Below are 21,203 nucleotides of genomic sequence, written 5' to 3' on the forward strand. Positions count from 1 at the left end.
CGTGAACAGCATGGCCCGGCGCTCCGGGTGCACCCGTAGAAGGGCCGGAAGGCGCCGTACGCTGTCCGGAACGGCCTTGAGTGGAATAGACTCAACTTATCGCATGTTGAGCTGAGCAGGTTCGCCGCGCGCCGCGGCGCCGACGGGCACAACCGACCAGGGCAGACCGACCAGGCATCTGAGCACAAGGAGGAGCGGCCGAGTGGACGCCGAGCTGACCAACAAGAGCCGTGAGGCGCTGAGCGCCGCCAACGAGCGGGCGGTGACGGCGGGACACGCGGACATGACCCCCGCGCACCTGCTGCTCGCCCTCCTCGCCGGCGCGGACAACGAGAACGTCACCGACCTGCTGGCGGCCGTCGAGGCGGACGCCGTCGCGCTGCGCTCCGGCGCCGAACGCCAGCTGGCCGCCCGGCCCAGCGTGCAGGGCTCGACCGTCGCACCGCCGCAGCCGGACCGCGACACGCTGGCCGTGATCGCCGACGCCGCGCAGCGCGCCAAGGAGCTGGGCGACGACTTCATCTCCACCGAGCACCTGCTCATCGGCATCGCCGCCAAGGGCGGCCGCACCGGCGAGCTGCTGGCGGAGCAGGGCGCCACGGCCAAGAAGCTGCTGAGCGCCTTCGAGGACAGCCGGGGCGGCCGGCGGGTGACCAGCCCGGACCCGGAGGGCACGTACAAGGCGCTGGAGAAGTTCGGCACGGACTTCACGGCGGCGGCCCGCGAGGGCAAGCTCGACCCGGTCATCGGCCGTGACCAGGAGATCCGCCGCGTGGTGCAGGTGCTCTCGCGGCGTACGAAGAACAACCCGGTGCTCATCGGCGAGCCCGGTGTCGGCAAGACAGCCGTGGTCGAGGGCCTGGCGCAGCGGATAGTGAAGGGCGACGTCCCCGAGTCGCTGCGCGACAAGCGGCTGGTGGCGCTGGACCTGGGCGCGATGGTGGCGGGCGCGAAGTACCGCGGCGAGTTCGAGGAGCGGCTCAAGACCGTCCTCGCGGAGATCAAGTCCAGCGACGGCCAGATCATCACCTTCATCGACGAGCTGCACACCGTCGTCGGCACCGGCGCGGGCGGCGACTCCGCGATGGACGCGGGCAACATGCTCAAGCCGATGCTGGCCCGTGGCGAGCTGCGGATGGTCGGCGCCACGACCCTGGACGAGTACCGCGAGCGCATCGAGAAGGACCCGGCGCTGGAGCGGCGCTTCCAGCAGGTGCTGGTCGCCGAGCCGACCGTCGAGGACACCGTCGCGATCCTGCGCGGCCTCAAGGGCCGGTACGAGGCGCACCACAAGGTGCAGATCGCGGACTCCGCGCTGGTCGCCGCCGCGACCCTCTCCGACCGCTACATCACCTCGCGCTTCCTGCCGGACAAGGCCATCGACCTCGTGGACGAGGCGGCCTCCCGCCTCCGTATGGAGATCGACTCCTCGCCCGTGGAGATCGACGAGCTGCAGCGCGCCGTCGACCGGCTGCGCATGGAGGAGCTGGCGCTCAAGAACGAGACCGACGCCGGCTCCGTGCAGCGCCTGGAGAAGCTGCGCAAGGACCTCGCCGACAAGGAGGAGGAGCTGCGCGGCCTGACCGCCCGCTGGGAGAAGGAGAAGCAGGGCCTCAACCGCCTCGGCGAGCTGAAGGAGAAGCTGGACGAGCTGCGCGGCCAGGCCGAGCGCGCCCAGCGCGACGGCGACTTCGACACCGCCTCCAAGCTGCTGTACGGGGAGATCCCGGGCCTGGAGCGGGAGCTGGAGGAGGCCGCGGCGGCCGAGGCCGAGCAGGAGGCGTCCGCCGACGCCAAGGCGTCGATGGTCAAGGAGGAGGTCGGCCCGGACGACATCGCGGACGTGGTCGGCTCCTGGACCGGCATTCCGGCCGGGCGCCTGCTGGAGGGCGAGACGCAGAAGCTGCTGCGCATGGAGGACGAGCTGGGCAAGCGGCTGATCGGCCAGGCCGAGGCCGTACGGGCGGTGTCCGACGCGGTGCGCCGCACCCGCGCCGGCATCGCCGACCCGGACCGCCCGACCGGCTCGTTCCTCTTCCTCGGCCCGACCGGCGTCGGCAAGACCGAGCTGGCCAAGGCGCTCGCGGACTTCCTCTTCGACGACGAGCGGGCGATGGTCCGTATCGACATGAGCGAGTACGGCGAGAAGCACAGCGTGGCCCGGCTGGTCGGCGCCCCGCCCGGCTACGTCGGTTACGAGGAGGGCGGCCAGCTCACCGAGGCGGTGCGCCGCCGTCCGTACAGCGTCGTCCTGCTGGACGAGGTGGAGAAGGCGCACCACGAGGTCTTCGACGTACTGCTCCAGGTGCTGGACGACGGCCGGCTCACCGACGGCCAGGGCCGCACGGTGGACTTCCGCAACACGATCCTGATCCTGACCTCCAACCTGGGCTCCACCTTCCTGATGGACCCGCTGCTGAAGGAGGACCAGAAGAAGGAGAAGGTCCTGGAGACGGTCCGGTCGTCCTTCCGGCCCGAGTTCCTGAACCGGCTGGACGACCTGGTGGTCTTCCACCCGCTCGGCACCGACCAGCTCCAGCGGATCGCGGGCATCCAGATCGGCCACCTGCAACGCCGGCTCGCCGACCGCAGGCTGACGCTGGACGTCACCGACCGCGCCCTGACCTGGCTCGCCTGGCTCGGCCAGGAACCGGTCGTGGACCAGCCGCAGACTGCCCCGGACCTCTCCTACGGCGCCCGACCGCTGCGCCGCCTGGTCCAGACGGCCATCGGCGACCGGCTCGCCAAGGCGATCCTGTCGGGCGAGGTGCTGGACGGCGACACCGTACGGGTGGATGTCGCCGAGGACGGCCGGTCGCTGACCGTCGGCCCCGTACGGTAAGGCGCACCGGAGCGGTCGCGGCGGGCCCGCCGCCGTCCGATCCGCCGGCCGGTTCGGCCCACAGCGGAGAGACGGCGGCGGGCTTGCCAGGACGGGGCCGGGATGGGGGAGGATGGCGAGGACCATACGAAGGGAATTCCACGGTGAGCATCGACCCGTCCTCGATCCCGAATTTCGGGGGCCAGCCCGAACCGCAGCCGTCGGGGCCTGATGGTCCCGTCCTGCCCGACCAGGACCTGGTCAAGCAGCTCCTCGACCAGATGGAGCTGAAGTACGTAGTCGACGACGAGGGTGACCTCGCCGCCCCGTGGGAGCAGTTCCGCACGTACTTCATGTTCCGCGGCGAGGAGGAGCAGCAGATCTTCTCCGTCCGCACGTTCTACGACCGCCCGCACGGCATCGACGACAAGCCGAAGCTGCTGGAGGCGCTCGACGACTGGAACCGCCGGACGCTGTGGCCCAAGGCCTACACCCACACCCATGACGACGGCACGGTCCGCCTGATCGGCGAGGCGTCGATGCTGATCGGTACCGGCGTCGCGCTCGAACACTTCGTGTCGAGCACGGTCAGCTGGGTCCGCGCGTCGATCGAGTTCGACAAGTGGATCGTCGAGCAGCTCGGCCTGGAGGCCGAGATCGAGGGTGACGGCGACGCGAAGCCGGGTGACGAGGAGGCGTAAGCCCTCCGCCCGGCCGCAGGCGCCGACGGGCCCCGGAGCGAGGTGCTCCGGGGCCCGTTGCCGTTTCCGGGCAGTTTCGCCGCGTGCCGTCAGCCCCGGGCCGCGCGTCGGCAGGCTTCGCCGGCCACCACCGCGGGGACATAATCCCTCCGCAGCTCGGCGTAGCAGGCGCGGAAGTTCTCCGGTCCGCCCCTGCCGCCGATGCGGCAGGCTCGTTCGGCCACGTCTTCGTCCGTGCCGGGACGCTGTTCCAGCACGTAGTAGAAGCAGCTCTGCGGGGTGGCCTGGGCGGCCGGGGCAATGGCCGCCGCACCGCCGAGGGCGAGGGCGAGACAGCTGAGGGTGGCAGCGAGACGCTTGGGCATCGCAGATCCTTTCGGAGGATTCCCCGAGTACGTCATGGCAATGGGGTGCGGTTGCAGTTCCCTCATTCATGAACGCACCGCGGAGGCCGTCTGCCCTCCTGGCTGCCGCCATTGCGGTGACCTGTTCACAGCGGCTCGGGTGCCATGGTCAGCAGGTACAGGCCGTAGCCGAGGGAGAGCGCGGCCAGCGAGCCCGCTGTCAGGACGACGGCGCGCGGGCGGGCGCGGGCGAGTGCGACGGCCGCGGGGAAGAGCAGCGGGAAAGCCGGCAGCAGGAACCGCGGCTTGGACGGGAAGTAGCCGGTGCCGCCTAGGGCCATGGCCACCAGTACGGCGGTGTAGACGAGCAGCGGCAGCGGCGGCCGGTCCAGCACCATGAGTATGAGCAGCAGCAGCGCCACGGCGATCACGGCCGCCGTCATGTACTGCACCAGCGGCGCGTCGTGCAGGAACAGCCGCTTCACGGTCCGCAGGGTGCCCTGGCCGAAGTCGAAACGCGTCCCCCAGATCTCCTGCACCTGGAAGTAGCCGCGCGGCCCCGCGCCAGTGCGCACCCCCACCCATAGGACGTATCCGAGCCAGCCCGTGGGGGCGATCAGGGCCGCTGCCCAGTACTGCCAGAGGGGACGCCTCTGCCGCTGTACGGGGCCGTCCCTGCCGCGCCGCCAGGCCCGTACAGCCACCACCACCAGGACCGCCGCGGCGACCGCGAGGCCGTTCGGCCGTGCCAGACCGGCCAGGACCGCCAGTGCCCCGGCCCACAGCGGGCGGTCGGTGAGCAGCGCGTACAGGGCCCACGCGGCCAGCGCGGTGAGCAGCGGCTCCGTATAGCTCAGCGACTCGATGACCGCGTGCGGCAGCAGCGCCCACAGCACCACCAGGAACGTACCGGCGCGCCGCCCGTAGAGGTGCGCGCCGACCGCGAAGATCCCCCAGGCGGCCACGGCGGCGGCCGTCCACGCGAGCAGCAGCCCGGCGCTGAGCGCGCCGACCGGCAAGGCGGTGGAGACGCCGCGGATCAGCCCCGGGAACAAGGGGAAGAACGCCAGGTCGGCGAGGGGGTCCGGGGGCCACATGCGGTGCGGCGTCGGGGAGCCGTAGCCGTACCGGGCCACGCTCAGGTACCAGTTGGAGTCCCAGGTCGCGCCGAGCAGGTTGCGCGGGTGGCGGCCGGTGTGCCAGGCCCACAGCGCCGTGCACACGGCCCCCGCGAGGCGGACGGCCGCGAACAGGGCGAGGGCGGGGGCCGCACGGCGCAGCGCGGCCCGGACGTGCACGCGTACGGAGCCGGGCCGTGGCGCTGCGGCGGCCGCGGTGTCGACGGTCTCGGCGGACACGAAACACCTCCGGTACGCGCGCGGCGGCCACCCGCCGGGGCCACGCGCCCCGCGCACCCCGACACCACGACTCTCTGCGCCGCCCACGCGGCACGCGACCCCTGTAGGCCGACCGGGTGGCGTACAGGGGTCGCGGGCAGGGGGCCGCGGGCAGAGGGCTGCGGGAGGGCGTCCGCTTCAGAGGGCGCGGAGGCGGTCGACCGCTTCCTGGAGGACCTTCTCCTGCTTGCAGAACGCGAACCGGACGTACGGGGCGCCCTGGTCCTGGTGGTCGTAGAAGACGGCGTTGGGGATGGCCACGACGCCCGCGCGCTCGGGGAGGGCGCGGCAGAAGGCGAAGCCGTCCTCCTCGCCGAGGGGGCGGATGTCGGTGGTGACGAAGTACGTGCCCGAGGGGCGGAAGACGCGGAAACCGGCGGCGGCGAGGCCGTCGGCCAGCAGGTCCCGCTTGGCGCGCAGATCGTCCCGCAGCCCGGTGTAGTAGCTGTCCGGCAGTGCCAGGGCCTCGGCGACCGCGTACTGGAACGGCCCCGCGGAGACGTACGTGAGGAACTGCTTGGCCGAGCGGACGGCGCCGACCAGCTCCGGGCTCGCGGTGACCCAGCCGACCTTCCAGCCGGTGAAGGAGAAGGTCTTGCCGGCCGAGCCGATGGTGACGGTGCGCTCGCGCATGCCGGGCAGGGACGCCAGCGGAATGTGCTCGCCCTCGTAGACGAGGTGTTCGTAGACCTCGTCGGTGATCACCAGCAGGTCGCGCTCACAGGCGAGGCGGGCGATCTCGGTGAGTTCGGCGCGGTCGAGGACGGTGCCGGTGGGGTTGTGGGGCGTGTTGAGGAGGATGAGGCGGGTGCGGTCGGTGATGGCGTCGCGCAGCTCGTCGAGGTCGAGGGCGTACGTGCCGTCCTCGGCGGACGGGCGCAGCGTCACCGGGACGCGGGTGCCGCCCGCCATCGCGATGCACGCGGCGTAGGAGTCGTAGTACGGCTCCAGCGCGATCACTTCGTCGCCGGGCTCCAGGAGGGCGAGCAGCGAGGCGGCGATGGCCTCGGTGGCGCCCGCGGTGACCAGGACCTCGGTGTCGGGGTCGTACCCGACGCCGAGGTGGCCGTAGAAGCGGTACTGATGGGCGGCGACGGCGGCGCGCAGTTCGGGGACGCCGGGGCCGGGCGGGTACTGGTTGCCGCGGCCGTCGCGCAGTGCGCGGACCGCCGCCTCCCTGACCTCCTCCGGCCCGTCGGTGTCGGGGAAGCCCTGGCCCAGGTTGATCGATCCGGTGCGTACGGCGAGCGCGGACATCTCGGCGAAGATCGTCGTACCGAACTCCGCGAGGCGGCGGTTGAGCAGCGGTCGTGACATGCCCGCCATCCTCCGCCGAACCTCTGGACTTCCTCAACTGTGCTTTGGGCCCGGTGGGGCCGGGGCATGAGCCCCGCCGACGGAACCGACGCGGTGCGGACCGCCCGGAAGGCGGACCGCCCGGAAGGCGGGCCGGGCGCACCGGAGTGGATCAGCGCGGATCGGAGAGGGATCGCAGGACACGTACGACAGGGCTCCGGGCCCGCCGGAAGCGGCGGCGCCGGGGCGGGTGCCTCGCTTCGGGGGACGGAAAGGAGTGTGGGGCGATGATGGGCTTCGTGGTCTTCCTGGTGATCTGTGGGGTGGTCGCGGCGCTGGTGGCCACGGCGGCGCAGAGCCGCGACGGCGGGCGCCGCAGCCTCGGCAAGGGCAGCCGGGACGGCACCGGCTGGTGGGTGGCCGGTGATCCGGGGCTGAGCGGCGGACACCACCACGGCCACTCCGGCGGCGGGCTCGGCTCCTGCGGAAGCGGTGGGCACTCCTCCTGCGGGGGCGGCGGACACTCCTCCTCGTCCTGCGGTGGTGGCGGGGGTTGCGGCAGTTCCTGACGCGTTTCCTGATGCGTTGTTGCCCCGTCCACATGCACGGGGCCCATGCAGGTCCGCATATGCGCCCGGTGGGGTCAACCCCCGCTGGGCGGTGGGATGTTGAACAACTGAACTGAGTAGCCCTCTGAGGGATGGAAACCCTACGAAGCTGGGTAAAAACGCTGTGGGCCCCGCTCTTTTCATGATTCCCTCTCCCTAGAGAATCCCAGTTCTCGGACCCCACGTGGGCACGAGCCGGCAGACAGTCACCACCTGATCCCGTCTCCGGGGCAGGCCGGCCCACCATCCACTGCGTGCTTGCGGAGCCGACCCATGCTCACGACCCTCAAAACGGCCTACACCGATACCCGCGCCTGCGACCTGGCCTGGGCGCTGGGCAGGGAGCCGCAGCCCGCCCTCGCCGTGCTCGACCTGGAACTCGCCGCGGCCCACGTGCAGTTGAGGCTGCTCGGGGCCTCCCATCAGGTGCTGCTGGAGGAGGAGCACGGGACCTGCTCCGAAACGGTCGCCTGCATACCCGGCAGCAGCACCCCGCTCCCGCTGGGCGTGGCGAAACGCATCGGCGACTGGGAGTACGAATTCGCGGCGCACGTCGAGACGCTCTCGCACGGCTCGTTCGCCGGGCGTGCACAGGAGTTGCTCGCCCTGGTCGCCGAACACCCCCACGGCCTTGCCGGAACGTTCCCGGGCTCGCCGCACGCCTTCACCGCGATGCTGGCGCAGCGCGAGGACGGGCAGGTGCGCTGGCGCACGTGGCACGCCTACCCGCAGGAGGGGCGCCTGGTCGCGACGCGTACGCGGGTGGGCGTACGGATGACGGCGGCGCTGTGACGGTCCGGCCCGCGGTTCCCGGCCGGTCCGCGGGCCGGTGCGCGCGCCGGACGCCGGGGCCGGAGTGCGCCAAGTCGCCCGTGTAGAAGGCGCACTACGCTCGTGTGGGTGACGTAGGGCCATCCTGGCGTCACGTAGCGTTCACGGCATGATCGACCCGCCTGATCCCGTCCACCGCGGTTCGCCCGACCCGCCGGAGGCCATAGGTCCGGCGCGACTGCCCGTACCCGCCGGGATCGGCCGGCTGCTCGTCCTGGCCACCGTCTTCGTCTGCGCCGCCTGCGGCATCGTCTACGAACTCGAACTGGTCGCCCTCTCCTCCTACCTGACCGGTGACTCGGTCACCCAGGCCTCCGTCGTGCTGTCCGTCATGGTCTTCGCGATGGGCATCGGTTCGCTGCTCGCCAAGCGGCTGCGCTGCCGGGCCGCCGTCGGCTTCGGCGCGCTGGAGGCGGGCCTCGCGCTGGTCGGCGGCTTCTCCGCGATGGCGCTCTACGCCTGTTACGCCTGGTTCGGCCAGTCCCGCTCCGTCCTGGTCGGCTTCTCCCTGGCCATCGGCATGCTCATCGGCGCCGAGGTGCCGCTGCTGATGACGCTGATCCAGCGGGTCCGCCGCCAGGACGCGGGCGGCGCGGTGGCCGACCTGTTCGCCGCGGACTACGTCGGCGCGCTGGTCGGCGGCCTGGCCTTCCCCTTCCTGCTGCTGCCCCTGCTGGGCCAGGTCTCCGGTGCCCTGCTCACCGGGTCGGTCAACGCGGTGGCCGGGGGCGGGCTGGTGCTGTGGCTCTTCCGCAGCGACCTGTCCGTGCGGGCGCGTTGGGCGCTGGTCCTCGCCAACGTCCTGGTGCTGGCGCTGCTCGCCGTCGGGACGGTGCTGGTCTCCCCCTTCGAACGGGCCGCGCGGGACGCGGTGTACGGCTCGGCGGCGCGGGTCGCGGTCCGTACCGGCGTGCAGGAGGTGGTGATCACCGGCGGTACGGGGCCGGACGCCACGGGGCGTACCGGCGCGCTCGACCACCGGGACAGTTCGGGCCGTGGCGCGGCCAGGCCGGAACGGCAGGCGGCGGGGGCCGGCGGCACGGGCGGGCCGCTCGGGCTCTACCTGGACGGGCGGCTGCGGGCCAGCGCGGGCGACGGATTCCCGTACCACGAAGGGCTGGTGCACCCGGCCATGTCCGGCGGCCCGCACCGCCGGGTGCTGGTGCTGGGCGGCGGTGACGGGCTCGCCGCGCGAGAAGTGCTGCGCTGTCACGGAGTGGTATCCGTGACGGTCGTCGAACCGGACCCGGGCGTGACCCGGCTGGCCCGTACGGACCCGGGGCTGTCGGCGCTCAACGGGCACGCGCTGAACGATCCGCGGGTACGGGTCGTCCCGGGCGACGTGTTCGAGTGGCTGCGGCGGGGCGGCGCGGCCCGCGACGGCGGCCCGTACGACGTCATCGTCGCCGACCTGCCCGACCCGGGCAGCCAGGCCAGTACCAAGCTCTACTCCCAGGAGTTCTACGGCCTCGCGGCCCGCGCGCTGGCCGAGGGCGGCCGGCTGGTGGTGCACGCCGGGGAGCCACTGGTCCGGCCGCGCTCGTACTGGACGGTGGACGCGACCGTACGGGCAGCGGGCCTGCGGACCGCCCCGTACCGGATTCCGGGGCGGTTCACCGGGCAAAACGATGCGGCGGAACGCTCCTGCGCACCCGCTCCGCACGGCACCGGCGGGGCCGACTGCTGCTGGGGCTTCGTCCTCGCCGCACGCCGGACACCGCGCCTGGACCTGGCGCCGGACACGCCCGCGCTGCGCTCGCTGACGCGCGACGGACTGCGGGCCGCCGGGCGCGCCGCCCGCCACGACCGCATCGGCGGCCTGCCGCCGTCCACCTTGATGCATCCGCGGCACCTGGACTGACACCTGCCCGGCAGGCCGGTGCGGGCCCGGGCCGCGGCCTGCCGAAGGGCCGGCGGACCGGCGGCACACCACCGGGCCAGGAGAAAATTGGTGCCGGACCGGGCACGTGTGCCGGAAGGGCTGGGTAGGCTCCTTAGCCATGGAGCACGAGGTGTACGTTCCGTTTCCCGTCGAGACCGTACGGCAGGCGCTGACCGAGCCGGAGCGCGTGGCGCGCTGCATCCCCGGATGCCAACTCGACGCCGACGCGGATCCCGGCACCCCCGGCGGGCGGCTGCGGCTGCGCATCGGCAGTTCCACCATCACCTACCGCGGCACGCTGACCGTCACCGTCCACGGCGCCGACACGGTCACCGTCGAGGCGAGCGGCATCGAGTCCCGCGGCGACGGCTCCGCCGAGCTGTCCCTGACCGTACGGCTCGCCACCGCGCCCGACGACACCGGTGCCACTGCCCTGAGCTGCACCGGCACGGTCACCAGCACCGGCCGCCTCGCGGAGGCCACCGACCAGGCGGCCGAGTCCGCCGGCCGCCGCGTCCTGGACCGCTTCGCGGCCAACCTCGCGGCGGACCTCACGGACAACCCGGCCGGCGAGCGGGACGCCGACGCGCCGCCCGCCGCACAGGGCGTCTTCGACGCCGAGGTCCCGCCCCCGTCGCTGGACCCGCTCGCCGACGACGACCAGGACGGCGCCGTGCCCGCCGAGGCTGCGCACGCGCGCCGCACGATGATCGGGCGCAGCGCCGAGGAGGTCGACCACGCGCCGCCGCGCGGCCGGTACGCACCGGTCCCCGCGCCGCAGTCGGCGACCACCTCCGCCACCCTGCGCTGGGCGGCCCCGGCCGCGGCGCTGGCGCTGGCGTCGGCGGTCGTGGTGGGAAGGGTGCTGCGGCGGCGTCGCTGAGTGCTCGGCTCCGCGACCCGCGCCCGGCGCGCCGCCGTCCCGTACCGGCTCCCCGTTAGGGTCGGACCGTGAGTGACAACGACACGCGAAACGCCTCGCCGGGGCAGGTGCTGCTGGCCGCCGGCGACACCGAAGTGACCGTGGACCCGGCCAACGGCTGCCGGCTCGCGAGCCTGCGCATCGGCGGTACGGAAGTGCTGCGGCAGGGCGCCAAGTACGGTTCCTTCCCGATGGTGCCGTGGTGCGGCCGGATCGACGGAGGGCGGTTCCGCAACGGCGGCGAGCTCCACCAGATGCCGCTCAACTCCCCGCCGCACGCGATCCACGGCACCGGCCGCGACGTCGCCTGGAAGACGGCGCGCGCGGACACCGCCAGTGCCACTTTCACCTACGACCTCCTCGACCCGGGCGCCGCCCCCTGGCCGTACCCGGGGCGCGTCACCCAGCTGGTCGAGCTGGCGGAGGACGGCGGATCGCTCACCCTGACCATGGGCATCGAGGCGAGTGCCGACTCCTTCCCGGCCCAGGCGGGCTGGCACCCGTGGTTCCTGCGCCGGCTCGGTGAGGAAGGGCGGCAGAGCGAGGACGTACGGATCGACTTCTCGGCCGCCTGGCAGGAGGAACGCGGCGCGGACCACCTGCCCACCGGACAGCGCATCGACCCGCGGCCCGGCCCCTGGGACGACTGCTTCGGCATGCCGGACGGCGTGGACGTGACCCTCACCTGGCCGGGCCGGCTGGAGCTGAAGGTCACCAGCCGCGCCGAATGGGTGGTGGTCTACGACGAGCAGGAGGCGGCGGTCTGCGTGGAGCCGCAGTCCGGCCCGCCGAACGGCCTCAACACGCTGCCGCGCCTGGTCACCCCCATCGACCCGCTGGAGATCTCCACGACGTGGACCTGGCGCACGCTGTCATAACCGCCTCGTGGCCCGGCCCCGGCGACCGGCGTCGGGCCGCGCCCCCGGCCACCTTCTAAGCTCATGCACATGACTGACGACGTACGCGGCGATCTGCTGCAGCAGATCAAGGACAAGGCCGTGGTGCACGGCAAGGTGACGCTCTCCTCCGGCAAGGAGGCCGATTACTACATCGACCTGCGCCGGATCACCCTCGACGGTGCGGCCGCGCCCCTCGTCGGGCAGCTGATGCTGGACATCACCGCCGACCTGGACTACGACGCGGTCGGCGGGCTCACGCTGGGCGCCGACCCGGTCGCGGCCTCGATGCTGCACGCCGCCGCGGCGCGCGGCCGGCGGCTGGACGCGTTCGTCGTACGCAAGGCGCAGAAGACGCACGGCATGCAGCGGCGGATCGAGGGGCCGGACATCAAGGGCCGCCGGGTCCTGGTGGTCGAGGACACCTCCACCACCGGTGGCTCGCCGCTGACCGCCGTCGAGGCGGCCCGCGAGGCGGGTGCGGAGGTGGTCGCGGTCGCCACGATCGTGGACCGCGGGGCGGAGTCGGCCATCGCCGGTGCGGGTCTGCCGTACATCACCGGGTACCGCCTCGGCGACCTTGGCCTCGCCTAGGCCCATTCGATCGGCCCGGCGCTGACCAGCGCTTATCGCAAACGGGTGGTTGGTTTCACGTGAAACCGGCCACCCGTCTGCGTGCGGCTGGCGTGTACGGGATGTGGAGCAAACCGCCGAGTCTGGGAAGATGAGCTACGGCGATGTCGTCGCCCCCTGGTCAGGGCCCAGAACGCACACCCGCACATCACAAGGAGCGGACAGATGCCCATCGCAACTCCCGAGGTCTACAACGAGATGCTGGACCGGGCGAAGGCAGGCAAGTTCGCCTACCCGGCCATCAACGTGACCTCGACGCAGACTCTGCACGCAGCGCTGCGTGGTTTCGCCGAGGCCGAGAGCGACGGCATCGTCCAGATTTCGACCGGTGGCGCGGAGTTCCTGGGCGGCCAGCACAACAAGGACATGGTGACCGGCGCGGTCGCACTGGCCGAGTTCGCGCACATCGTCGCCGAGAAGTACGACATCAACGTCGCGCTGCACACCGACCACTGCCCCAAGGACAAGCTGGACGGCTACGTCCGTCCGCTGCTGGCCGTCTCCGAGCAGCGCGTGGCCAAGGGCCAGAACCCGCTGTTCCAGTCCCACATGTGGGACGGCTCCGCCGAGACCCTGGCCGACAACCTCTCCATCGCCCAGGAGCTGCTGGCCCAGGCCGCCGCCGCGAAGATCATCCTTGAGGTCGAGATCACCCCGACCGGTGGCGAGGAGGACGGCGTCACCCACGAGATCAACGACGAGCTGTACACCACCGTCGACGACGCGCTGCGGACCGCTGAGGCGCTGGGTCTGGGCGAGAAGGGCCGCTACCTGCTCGCGGCGTCGTTCGGCAACGTGCACGGCGTCTACAAGCCGGGCAACGTCGTGCTCCGCCCCGAGCTGCTGAAGGACCTCCAGGAGGGCGTCGGCGCGAAGTACGGCAAGTCCTCGCCGTTCGACTTCGTCTTCCACGGCGGCTCCGGCTCCACGGCCGAGGAGATCGCGACGGCGCTGGAGAACGGCGTCGTGAAGATGAACCTCGACACGGACACGCAGTACGCGTTCACGCGGCCGATCGCGGACCACATGTTCCGCAACTACGACGGCGTGCTCAAGGTTGACGGCGACGTCGGCAACAAGAAGACCTACGACCCGCGCAGCTGGGGCAAGCTGGCCGAGGCCGGCATGGCGAAGCGCGTCACCGAGGCGTGCGCGAACCTGCGCTCCACCGGCACCAAGATCAAGTAAGTCTGGTGTTGTGAGGCCCCGCGTTCGGGTGAACGCGGGGCCCTTGTGCGTTTGACGCCTGCGGCGCGGTTGGGCCGGGTGGGGGTGCGGTTCGCGCCTGCGGCGCGGTTGGGCCGGGTGGGGGTGCGCGTCTTGCGCGGTCGGTCCGGTGGGTGGGGCTCGGGGCCACACAGGGGTCACTCCTCGTTGCCGGGGACGCGACCTTGTGGGTCTTCGCATCCGGGGCCTCGGTCGCCTGCGGGGAGACCCCTGTATGTCCCCGAGCCCGCTCCGTTTGCGGCTATCCCGCCGCCGTGGCTGCGGTCCCATAAACGACACAAGCGGTGGCTTACGCATGACGTGGAGGCGCCCCCGGCCTGCGCTACGTACGCGCGAGCTTGACCACAGGGTGGGCGCGCACCAAGGTCTCTTTTCCCTCCCCCCACCGGCCCGCACACGCCCAACCGGCCGGAGGGGGCGTGTAGGGGGCCATCCCCGCAGGCAGCCGGGTGCCCTTGGTTCACTATTAACCTTTGGACGCCGTGCACGGTGCCGAGGAGTTGGCCCCCTGCGCGCCCCCGCCCCACAGACCAGGCAATGCGTATCCGCGCGGAGCGCGGGCCAGTCACCCCCACGCCCCGCGACAGCGGAATACTGGACCCATGGCCATTCACGAAAACCTCCTCGGGGGACCACCCCCGACCGAACTGCCCGACGACCCCGAGCCCCGCGAGCTCCTCGCTTCCGGGGCCGCGCCGACGGACGTCGCGGCGAAGTATCCGACGTCCTCGCTGGCCTGGGCGCAGCTCGCGGATGACGCGTTCCAGGCGGGGCGTACGGTCGAGTCGTACGCGTATGCCCGTACCGGCTACCACCGGGGGCTGGACGCCCTGCGCCGGGCCGGCTGGAAGGGGCACGGGCCGGTGCCGTTCGAGCACGAGCCCAACCGCGGATTCCTGCGCGCTCTGCACGCGCTCGCCCGCGCCGCGCAGGCGATCGGTGAGCAGGAGGAGTACGAGCGCTGCACGACGTTCCTGCGTGACTCGTCGCCGACGGCGGCGGACACCCTTTCGTAAGGCGCTGAGCTGCGTTTCCGGCTGCGGGCCGGGGGAAAACGCGGGCCGGTCGCGCAGGCGCGACCGGCCCGTCGCGCGCGCGGCCGGCCCCTTGCGCGCCACCCGTGGAGCACGGATGATGCCACTGGGCCGGGAGAGTCCGTGCCCGAGGGGACCGGGGCTCCGTTTGCCGACGGGAAGGAGCGGACCGCTACCCGGAAGCCAGCACATCGAGGAGTTCCTCATGTCGCAGCAAGCCGCCCCGCAGGAAGAACCGGCCGAGCCGACAGACCAGGCCGAGCCGACAGACCGGGCCGAGCCGACAGACCGGACCGAGCCGGAGGGGTCCACCACCCCACAGCCCCCCGACCTCCGCATCGGAAGCATCCGCACGACCCCGTACGAGGACTACGTCCACGCGGACGTGCTCACCCACCTCCAGCACCCGCTGTCCGACGACCCGGGCGAAATGGCGTTCCTGGTCACGACGCAGGTGATGGAGCTGTGGTTCACCGTCGTCGTACACGAGTGGCACACCGCCGCCCAGGCGCTGCGCCGGGACGATCTGGCGGTGGCGATGGAGGCGCTGGAGCGCTCGACGTACGAGCTGGAGGCGCTGAACGCGGCCTGGAAGCCGCTGGCCCGGCTGACGCCGACGCAGTTCAACGCGTTCCGGGGCGCGCTGGGTGAGGGGTCGGGGTTCCAGTCCGCGATGTACCGGCGGCTGGAGTTCCTGCTGGGGGAGAAGTCGGCGTCGATGCTCGTGCCGCACCGTGGCGCGCCGCGGGAGTACGCCGAGTTGGAGAAGGCGCTCCAGGAGCCCAGTCTGTGGGACGAGGTGCTGCGGCTGCTGGCGCGCCGCGGCTACGCGATACCCACCGAGGTGCTGGAGCGCGAGGTGACGGCACGGTACGAGCCGGACGCGCGGGTCGAGGCCGTGTGGGCCGAGGTGTACGCGGGCCCGCGCGACGGTGAACTGGTGCGGCTGGGCGAGGCGTTGACGGACGTCGCGGAGCTGGTGTGGCGCTGGCGCAACGACCACCTGGTGGCGACGCGGCGGGCGATGGGGGCCAAGATGGGCACCGGTGGTTCGGCAGGGGTGGCCTGGCTGGAGAAACGGGCCAGCAAGAACGTTTTTCCCGAGCTGTGGACGGCGCGCAGCCATGTATGAGGCGGCGGCGGAGCGGGCCGCGGCGCTGGACGCGCAGGACGAACTCGGGCACGTACGGGAGAAGTTCGTCCTCGACGCATGCGTGTACCTGGACGGCAATTCGCTCGGCGCCCTGCCCCGCCAGGTCCCCGGCCGGGTCGCGGACGTGATCACCCACGAGTGGGGCGAACTGCGCATCCGCTCCTGGGAGGAAGCGGGCTGGTGGACCGCGCCCGAGCGGGTCGGCGACCGGCTCGCCCCGCTGCTGGGCGCCGCGCCGGGCCAGGTGGTCGTCGGCGACTCGACCAGCGTCAACATCTTCAAGGCGGTGGTCGGCGCGGTACGGATGGCCGGCGAGGGCCGGGACGAGATCCTGGCGGACGAGGCGTCGTTCCCGACCGACGGCTACATCGCCGAGTCCGCGGCCCGCATGACGGGCTGCACGCTGCGCGCCCTGCCGGCCGAGCGGATTCCCGACGAGGCCGGCCCGCGTACCGCGCTCGCGCTGGTCAACCACGTCGACTACCGCACCGGCCGGCTCAACGACCTGCCCGGCCTCACCGCCGCGCTGCACGAGGCCGGGGCCCTGGCGGTCTGGGACCTGTGCCACAGCGCGGGCGCCCTACCGGTCCGGCTGGACGCGCACGGCGTGGACCTCGCGGTGGGCTGTACGTACAAGTACCTCAACGGCGGTCCGGGCGCGCCCGCGTACCTGTATGTGCGCGAGGAACTGCAGGCCTGCTTCGACTCGCCGCTGCCCGGCTGGAACTCGCACGCGGTGCCCTTCGGGATGGACGCCGCGTACGCCCCGGCCGACGGCATCACCCGCGGCCGCGTCGGCACCCCGGACATCCTGTCGATGCTCGCCCTGGAAGCGGCCCTGGACGTCTGGGACGGCGTGCGCATCGAGGACGTACGGGCCAAGAGCCTGGCGCTGGGCGACTTCTTCCTGGAGTGCGTGGAGGCGGGCGTACCCGAGGGCCGGGTGCGCTGCGTGACGCCGCGCGAGCACCGGCTGCGCGGCAGCCAGGTGGCCCTGTCCTGCGCGGACGCGGGCAAGGTGATGACGGAGCTGATCGGGCGCGGGGTGATCGGCGACTTCCGCCACCCCGACGTGCTGCGCTTCGGCTTCACCCCGCTCTACACGTCCTTCGCGGACGTGGCGCGCGCCGCGCGGGTGCTGGGCGAGGTCCTGGAGTGAGCGGTGCGGGCGCCGGGGACGAGGAGGCGGCGCTGTTCGGCCTCGCGCCCGTGGCGCCCGACGCGACACAGGCGTACGGGCCGCACCCGGACCAGGTGATCGACCTGTACGGCCCGGAGTCCGATGGCCCGGAGTCCGACGGCCCGGTGGTGCTGTTGCTGCACGGCGGGTTCTGGCGCGCGGCGTACGACCGTACGCACCTGTCGCCGCTCGCCGCCGAGCTGGCCCGGCACGGGCTGCCCGTCGCCCTCGCCGAGTACCGGCGCGTGGGCGCGGGCGGAGGCTGGCCGCGTACGTACGACGACGTGACGGCGGCGATGGGTGCCCTGGAGCGGCCCGTGATCGTCGTCGGGCACTCCGCGGGCGGGCACCTCGCGCTGCTCCTGGCGGACCGCCGCGGCCCGCGCGCGCCGCGGCGGATCGTCGCCCTGGCCCCCGTCGCCGACCTCGCGCACGCCCACGAGCTGGGGCTGAGCGGCGCCGCGGTGGCGGAGTTCCTGGGCGCCGGGCCCGGGTGGGCGGACCGGCTCGCCGCCGCGGACCCGGTACGGCGGCTGCCGGGCGCGGTGCCCGTGACGGTGCTGCACGGCACCCTGGACGCCGAGGTGCCCGTGGAGCTGTCCCGGCGCTACGTACGGGCCGCCGAGGCCGCCGGCGGCCTCGTACCGGAGCTGCGCGAACAGGCCGGAACCGGGCACTACGCGCCCGTCACCCCCGGCACCGCGTCCTTCCGCGTCCTCCTGGACACCCTCCGTAGTACTTGAGGAGGACGCCCGGAGATCCGCTCAGGAGGGGACGCCCGCGGGCCGTGCGCTGCATACCGTGGTGTGCGTGAACCAGACGACTCACCCGCGGCGCGACGACCTGCGCTCGGAAGCCCGACTCGTCCGCGGCGCGCTGCACCGGCTGCGCCAGGACCTGATCGTGGACGCCTTCGCCTTCCGCCCGATGCTGCCCCTGGACGACGCCCGGGTCTCCGGGTGGGCGTGGCTCCCGCAGCGGCTGCGGCGCTATGTGCGCTGGGCGCCGCACCTGGCGCTCGGCGGCATCACCGCCTTCGTGTTCCTCGTGATCGTCACACAGACGGCGGGCCACGGGCCGATCGGGTCCTTCATCGCGGTGGTCTACTGCTTCCTGACCGCCATGCCGATCGCCCTGACGCTGTTCCGCCCGATCGGCGCGTTCTGGATCTCGGCCGGGGCGCTCCTGTTCGCGATGATGGGCAGTGGCCTGGCCGGGGCCGGGCGGGGCTGGTTCGACATCAGCCTGGCCGCGCACCTCGCGGTGATGGCGCTGGTCGTCCTGCGCACCCGCCCCCGGCTCGCCCTGGAGATGTGGCTGCTGACCATGGCCGGGACCGGGGTGCTGACGCTGCTGATGCCCCGGGCGGTCTCGGACGTGGCGCCGTTCGCGGTGATGTCGGTGTTCGTGCTGGTGCCCGCCGCCGCCATCCGCGCCTGGCGCGAGGAGCGGCAGAACGTCGTCGAGACGCGGACCGCCACCGCCGAGGAGCGTTCGCGGCGCACCCTTCTGGAGGAGCGCGCGCTGATCGCCCGCGAGCTGCACGACGTGGTCGCGCACCACATGTCGGTCATCGCCATCCAGGCGGAGGCCGCCCCCTACCGCGTCAAGGACACCCCGCCCGAGCTGGCCACCTCCTTCTCGACCATCCGGGAGAACGCGGTGGCCGCGCTGACCGAGCTGCGCCGCATCCTCGGCGTCGTACGGTCCGAGGACCCGGACGCCTTCGCCGACGCCGACCCCGAGGCGCCGCAGCCGACGCTGGCCAGCCTCGATGCGCTGCTGGAGAGCGTGCGCAGCGCGGGACTGGAGGTCGAGGCGGTGATCACCGGCGCGGCGCGGCCGCTGCCGCAGGGCGTCGAGCTGTCCGCGTACCGCATCGTCCAGGAGGCGCTGAGCAACACGCTGCGGCACGCGCCGGGCGCCGAGGCGCGGGTGGAGATCTCGTACGTGCTCGGCGGGCTCGGACTGCGTATCGTCAACGGGGCGCCGAGCCGGCTGGCCAAGCCGTCGCCGGGGGCCGGGCACGGCGTCCTGGGCATGCGGGAACGGGTGCAGATGCTGGGTGGCGAGATCACCGCGGACCGTACCGAGGACGGCGGGTTCGAGGTCGCGGCGTTCATACCGGTCCCGGCGACGCCGGGTGCGAAGGGGGAGACGGCGGGATGATCCGCGTACTGATCGTGGACGACCAGGTCATGGTCCGCGAGGGCTTCTCGGTGCTGCTGGGCGCGATGCCGGACATCGAGGTCATCGGCGAGGCGGTGGACGGGCGGCAGGCGGTGGCCAAGGTCGCCGAGCTGCGCCCGGACGTGGTGCTGATGGACATCCGGATGCCGCAGATGAACGGGCTGGAGGCGACCCGCGAGATCGTCGCCGCGGACGCGGACGCCAAGGTGCTGGTGCTCACCACCTTCGACCTGGACGAGTACGTGTACCAGGCGCTGCGGGCCGGGGCCAGCGGCTTCCTGCTCAAGGACGCCTCGGCGGGGCAGCTCGCGGAGGGGGTACGGATCGTGGCGAACGGCGAGGCGCTGCTCGCGCCGGCCGTCACGAAGCGGCTGATCTCGGAGTTCTCCAAGCTCGGTACGCCGCGGGCGCCGACGCAGGAGCGCGTCGGCGACCTCACCGAGCGGGAGACCGAGGTCCTGGTGCTGGTGGCCCAGGGCCTGTCCAACGGTGAGATCGCCGAGCATCTGGTCGTGGCCGAGTCGACGGTGAAGACGCACGTCAGCCGGATTCTGGTGAAGCTGGGACTGCGCGACCGCACCCAGGCGGCGGTCTTCGCGTACGAGGCCCGGCTGGTCACGCCGGGCGGCTGAGGAGCTGCGGGCCGGGCCGCCGGGTCACAGCGCGGCGATGTCGGCCCTGGCCCGCAGCAGGGTGTCGCGGGTGATCACCACGATGCGTTCGTAGTCGGCGCGGCTCGCGTCGTCCGGCAGCTTCGCGTCCAGGTCGGCTGTCATGTCGGTGCCGATGACGGCGAAGCGGCCGTCGCTCAGCTCGAAGAGGTCGGGGCAACTGCCGTTGCCCACACTGCCGCGCTCCTGAGGGGTGGCGCCCAACCGTCGGGAAATCTCTGGTGCTGTCACCGGGCCGGGATACCCCGGCGGTGCGCGGCAGCGTGAGCCGAATTGCGGAAGTGCTCCCTTTCGGTGGAAGTCGTTACACCGGTGAGCGTTTCACTGCTCGGTGTGTTGGCCGTCGATCAAACGCAGATTCGGCATGTGAGGTGTTTGTGCGTTCGTCTGGGTCAGCGCCTCGTCGACGAGTACGGCGAAGTGGTGTTCGTGCGAGGTGGGGTCCATCTCGTCGCGCATGAAGCGCGCGGATTCCCAGTAACCCCGGAAGGCCGGGGTGTCGGTGATGTAGCGCAGGTGCCCGAGCATTTCGCGGTCGCTCGTCATTCCCAGCTTGTGGACGAGCATGCTGTGGGAGTAGATCAGGTTGGCATACAGGTACTGCCGGTTCTCCTTCACCGACAGACCCGGGGCGAACGCGGGCCATACCTCGGCCAGCTCCGGGTCGGCGATGCTCATCTTGAGCAGGTCCATGTGCAGTCGCCGCAGACCGGCCTCGGCGCTGCGGTGCAGTTCGCCCGCGGACCGGCGCATCTCGTCCCGCTGGAGCTCCAGCTCGGTGCGTTGCAGCCGCATTTCCGCGCGTTGCAGTTCCAGTTCCTGGCGTTGCAGCGAGGTCTCGTCACGTTGCAGGCGCAGCGTCCTCGCCATGTAGAACAGCACCAGTACGGCAGTGGAGGACGCCGCGGCGCCATAGGCCTGGCCCGCATTTCCACTGCCCGGGGTGCGCAGTCCGGGCACCATCGTCATGATCAGGCTGAGCAGCACACAAGCCGCGCCGGCCGCCAGGACGACCCCCAGATTTTGCAGTACCCAAATCGCCTTGCGTGGTCCTACTCGATTCACGGATACCTCCGCCCGCCCCTAGGCGCGAAACCGCGGCGTGCCGGCCGCATAAGCGCCGCCATCGCCGCTCGCGGGGGTTGTGCCCAAGGGGAAACGCGGACAACCGCGTCCGGCGGCGTGGCCGGGAGCACACAGGCGTGGAATGTTCCACTCCCGCTCCACTGGTCTTTTCCGGTCGCTTGGGGAGCAGCGGTGGCGGCATGAGGTCTCTACCAGTTGGAGCGGGTGGGGAGCGCGGGCGCCGGGTGGGCGTACGCCCCCGGGCGGGGATCACTCCCGCCGTACGACGCATGGTCGGCGTACGGGAAAGTGCGGCGCCGGAGTCCGCTACAGCTCCGGCGCCGCACGTCTG

20 protein-coding genes are annotated in these 21,203 nt (G+C 72.3%); 15 read left to right on the forward strand and 5 right to left on the reverse strand.

The genetic code is table 11. From position 1 onward, the window contains the following. Positions 1-202: 202 nt before the first annotated feature. Positions 203-2,842 carry an ATP-dependent chaperone ClpB gene (clpB, locus tag IH45_RS0106580; protein ID WP_030662802.1) on the forward strand — a complete coding sequence of 880 codons (2,640 nt, stop codon included), beginning with the start codon at positions 203-205 and terminating at the stop codon, positions 2,840-2,842. Between the two features lie 143 nt (positions 2,843-2,985). Then, positions 2,986-3,522 carry a YbjN domain-containing protein gene (locus tag IH45_RS0106585; protein WP_030662805.1) on the forward strand — a complete coding sequence of 179 codons (537 nt, stop codon included), beginning with the start codon at positions 2,986-2,988 and terminating at the stop codon, positions 3,520-3,522. Positions 3,523-3,611: 89 nt separating this feature from the next. Here the strand turns inward: IH45_RS0106585 and IH45_RS0106590 are convergent, their stop codons facing one another. The 3 genes from IH45_RS0106590 to IH45_RS0106600 all read right to left on the reverse strand — a co-directional run bounded on the left by IH45_RS0106590 (position 3,612) and on the right by IH45_RS0106600 (position 6,580). Beyond that, a complete protein-coding gene (locus tag IH45_RS0106590; protein WP_030662807.1) occupies positions 3,612-3,887 on the reverse strand; it encodes a hypothetical protein in 276 nt (91 codons plus the stop codon). A gap of 125 nt (positions 3,888-4,012) precedes the next feature. Continuing rightward, the gene (locus IH45_RS0106595; protein ID WP_030662810.1) at positions 4,013-5,224 is read right to left on the reverse strand and encodes a hypothetical protein; all 1,212 of its coding nucleotides are present in this window, start codon (positions 5,222-5,224) and stop codon (positions 4,013-4,015) included. A gap of 177 nt (positions 5,225-5,401) precedes the next feature. Further along, the gene (locus tag IH45_RS0106600; RefSeq protein ID WP_032916916.1) at positions 5,402-6,580 is read right to left on the reverse strand and encodes a pyridoxal phosphate-dependent aminotransferase; all 1,179 of its coding nucleotides are present in this window, start codon (positions 6,578-6,580) and stop codon (positions 5,402-5,404) included. Positions 6,581-6,846: 266 nt separating this feature from the next. Here IH45_RS0106600 and IH45_RS0106605 point away from each other — a divergent pair, with 266 nt between their 5' ends. The 13 genes from IH45_RS0106605 (at position 6,847) to IH45_RS0106665 (ending at position 19,747) form a co-directional block, all read left to right on the forward strand. Continuing rightward, on the forward strand, positions 6,847-7,128 hold the full coding sequence (locus IH45_RS0106605; protein WP_050514588.1) for a hypothetical protein: 282 nt from the start codon (positions 6,847-6,849) through the stop codon (positions 7,126-7,128). Between the two features lie 312 nt (positions 7,129-7,440). Then, positions 7,441-7,959: a DUF2617 family protein gene (locus tag IH45_RS0106610; protein ID WP_030662819.1), complete on the forward strand. Its 519-nt coding sequence runs from the start codon at positions 7,441-7,443 to the stop codon at positions 7,957-7,959. A gap of 148 nt (positions 7,960-8,107) precedes the next feature. Continuing rightward, positions 8,108-9,859: a spermidine synthase gene (locus tag IH45_RS0106615; RefSeq protein WP_030662824.1), complete on the forward strand. Its 1,752-nt coding sequence runs from the start codon at positions 8,108-8,110 to the stop codon at positions 9,857-9,859. A gap of 139 nt (positions 9,860-9,998) precedes the next feature. Next, positions 9,999-10,763 carry an SRPBCC domain-containing protein gene (locus IH45_RS0106620; RefSeq protein WP_030662826.1) on the forward strand — a complete coding sequence of 255 codons (765 nt, stop codon included), beginning with the start codon at positions 9,999-10,001 and terminating at the stop codon, positions 10,761-10,763. 68 nt (positions 10,764-10,831) lie between these two features. Further along, entirely contained in the window at positions 10,832-11,680 is an 849-nt protein-coding gene (locus IH45_RS0106625) for an aldose epimerase family protein (protein ID WP_030662828.1), read from the forward strand. Positions 11,681-11,749: 69 nt separating this feature from the next. Beyond that, positions 11,750-12,292 (forward strand): orotate phosphoribosyltransferase, encoded by a 543-nt coding sequence (pyrE, locus tag IH45_RS0106630; RefSeq protein ID WP_003979919.1) that lies wholly within the window; start codon positions 11,750-11,752, stop codon positions 12,290-12,292. A gap of 204 nt (positions 12,293-12,496) precedes the next feature. Further along, positions 12,497-13,519: a class II fructose-bisphosphate aldolase gene (gene fbaA / locus IH45_RS0106635; protein WP_030662830.1), complete on the forward strand. Its 1,023-nt coding sequence runs from the start codon at positions 12,497-12,499 to the stop codon at positions 13,517-13,519. 641 nt (positions 13,520-14,160) lie between these two features. Further along, positions 14,161-14,574, forward strand: coding sequence for a DUF3151 domain-containing protein (locus tag IH45_RS0106640; RefSeq protein ID WP_003979917.1), 414 nt, complete (start codon positions 14,161-14,163; stop codon positions 14,572-14,574). A 223-nt stretch (positions 14,575-14,797) separates the two neighbouring features. Further along, complete coding sequence (locus IH45_RS0106645) at positions 14,798-15,724, forward strand: tryptophan 2,3-dioxygenase family protein (protein WP_030662832.1); 927 nt, start codon at positions 14,798-14,800, stop codon at positions 15,722-15,724. Next, positions 15,717-16,904 carry a kynureninase gene (gene kynU / locus IH45_RS0106650; RefSeq protein WP_030662835.1) on the forward strand — a complete coding sequence of 396 codons (1,188 nt, stop codon included), beginning with the start codon at positions 15,717-15,719 and terminating at the stop codon, positions 16,902-16,904. Before IH45_RS0106645 ends, kynU begins: the two co-directional genes overlap by 8 nt. Beyond that, a complete protein-coding gene (locus IH45_RS0106655) occupies positions 16,901-17,668 on the forward strand; it encodes an alpha/beta hydrolase family protein (protein ID WP_030662838.1) in 768 nt (255 codons plus the stop codon). Before kynU ends, IH45_RS0106655 begins: the two co-directional genes overlap by 4 nt. Before the next feature lie 67 nt (positions 17,669-17,735). Then, positions 17,736-19,094: a sensor histidine kinase gene (locus IH45_RS0106660; protein WP_050514594.1), complete on the forward strand. Its 1,359-nt coding sequence runs from the start codon at positions 17,736-17,738 to the stop codon at positions 19,092-19,094. Further along, positions 19,091-19,747, forward strand: coding sequence for a response regulator (locus IH45_RS0106665; protein WP_030650902.1), 657 nt, complete (start codon positions 19,091-19,093; stop codon positions 19,745-19,747). Before IH45_RS0106660 ends, IH45_RS0106665 begins: the two co-directional genes overlap by 4 nt. A gap of 24 nt (positions 19,748-19,771) precedes the next feature. Here IH45_RS0106665 and IH45_RS0106670 read toward each other — a convergent pair whose 3' ends face one another. Next, positions 19,772-19,960, reverse strand: a complete 189-nt coding sequence (locus IH45_RS0106670; protein ID WP_078897308.1) for a hypothetical protein — start codon at positions 19,958-19,960, stop codon at positions 19,772-19,774. A gap of 147 nt (positions 19,961-20,107) precedes the next feature. Continuing rightward, a complete protein-coding gene (locus IH45_RS1000000145070; RefSeq protein ID WP_158812950.1) occupies positions 20,108-20,851 on the reverse strand; it encodes a DUF6082 family protein in 744 nt (247 codons plus the stop codon). Between the last annotated feature and the right edge of the window lie 352 nt (positions 20,852-21,203).

Source organism: Streptomyces rimosus subsp. rimosus, from assembly GCF_000720725.1.
Classification (GTDB): Bacteria; Actinomycetota; Actinomycetes; order Streptomycetales; family Streptomycetaceae; genus Streptomyces; species Streptomyces rimosus_A.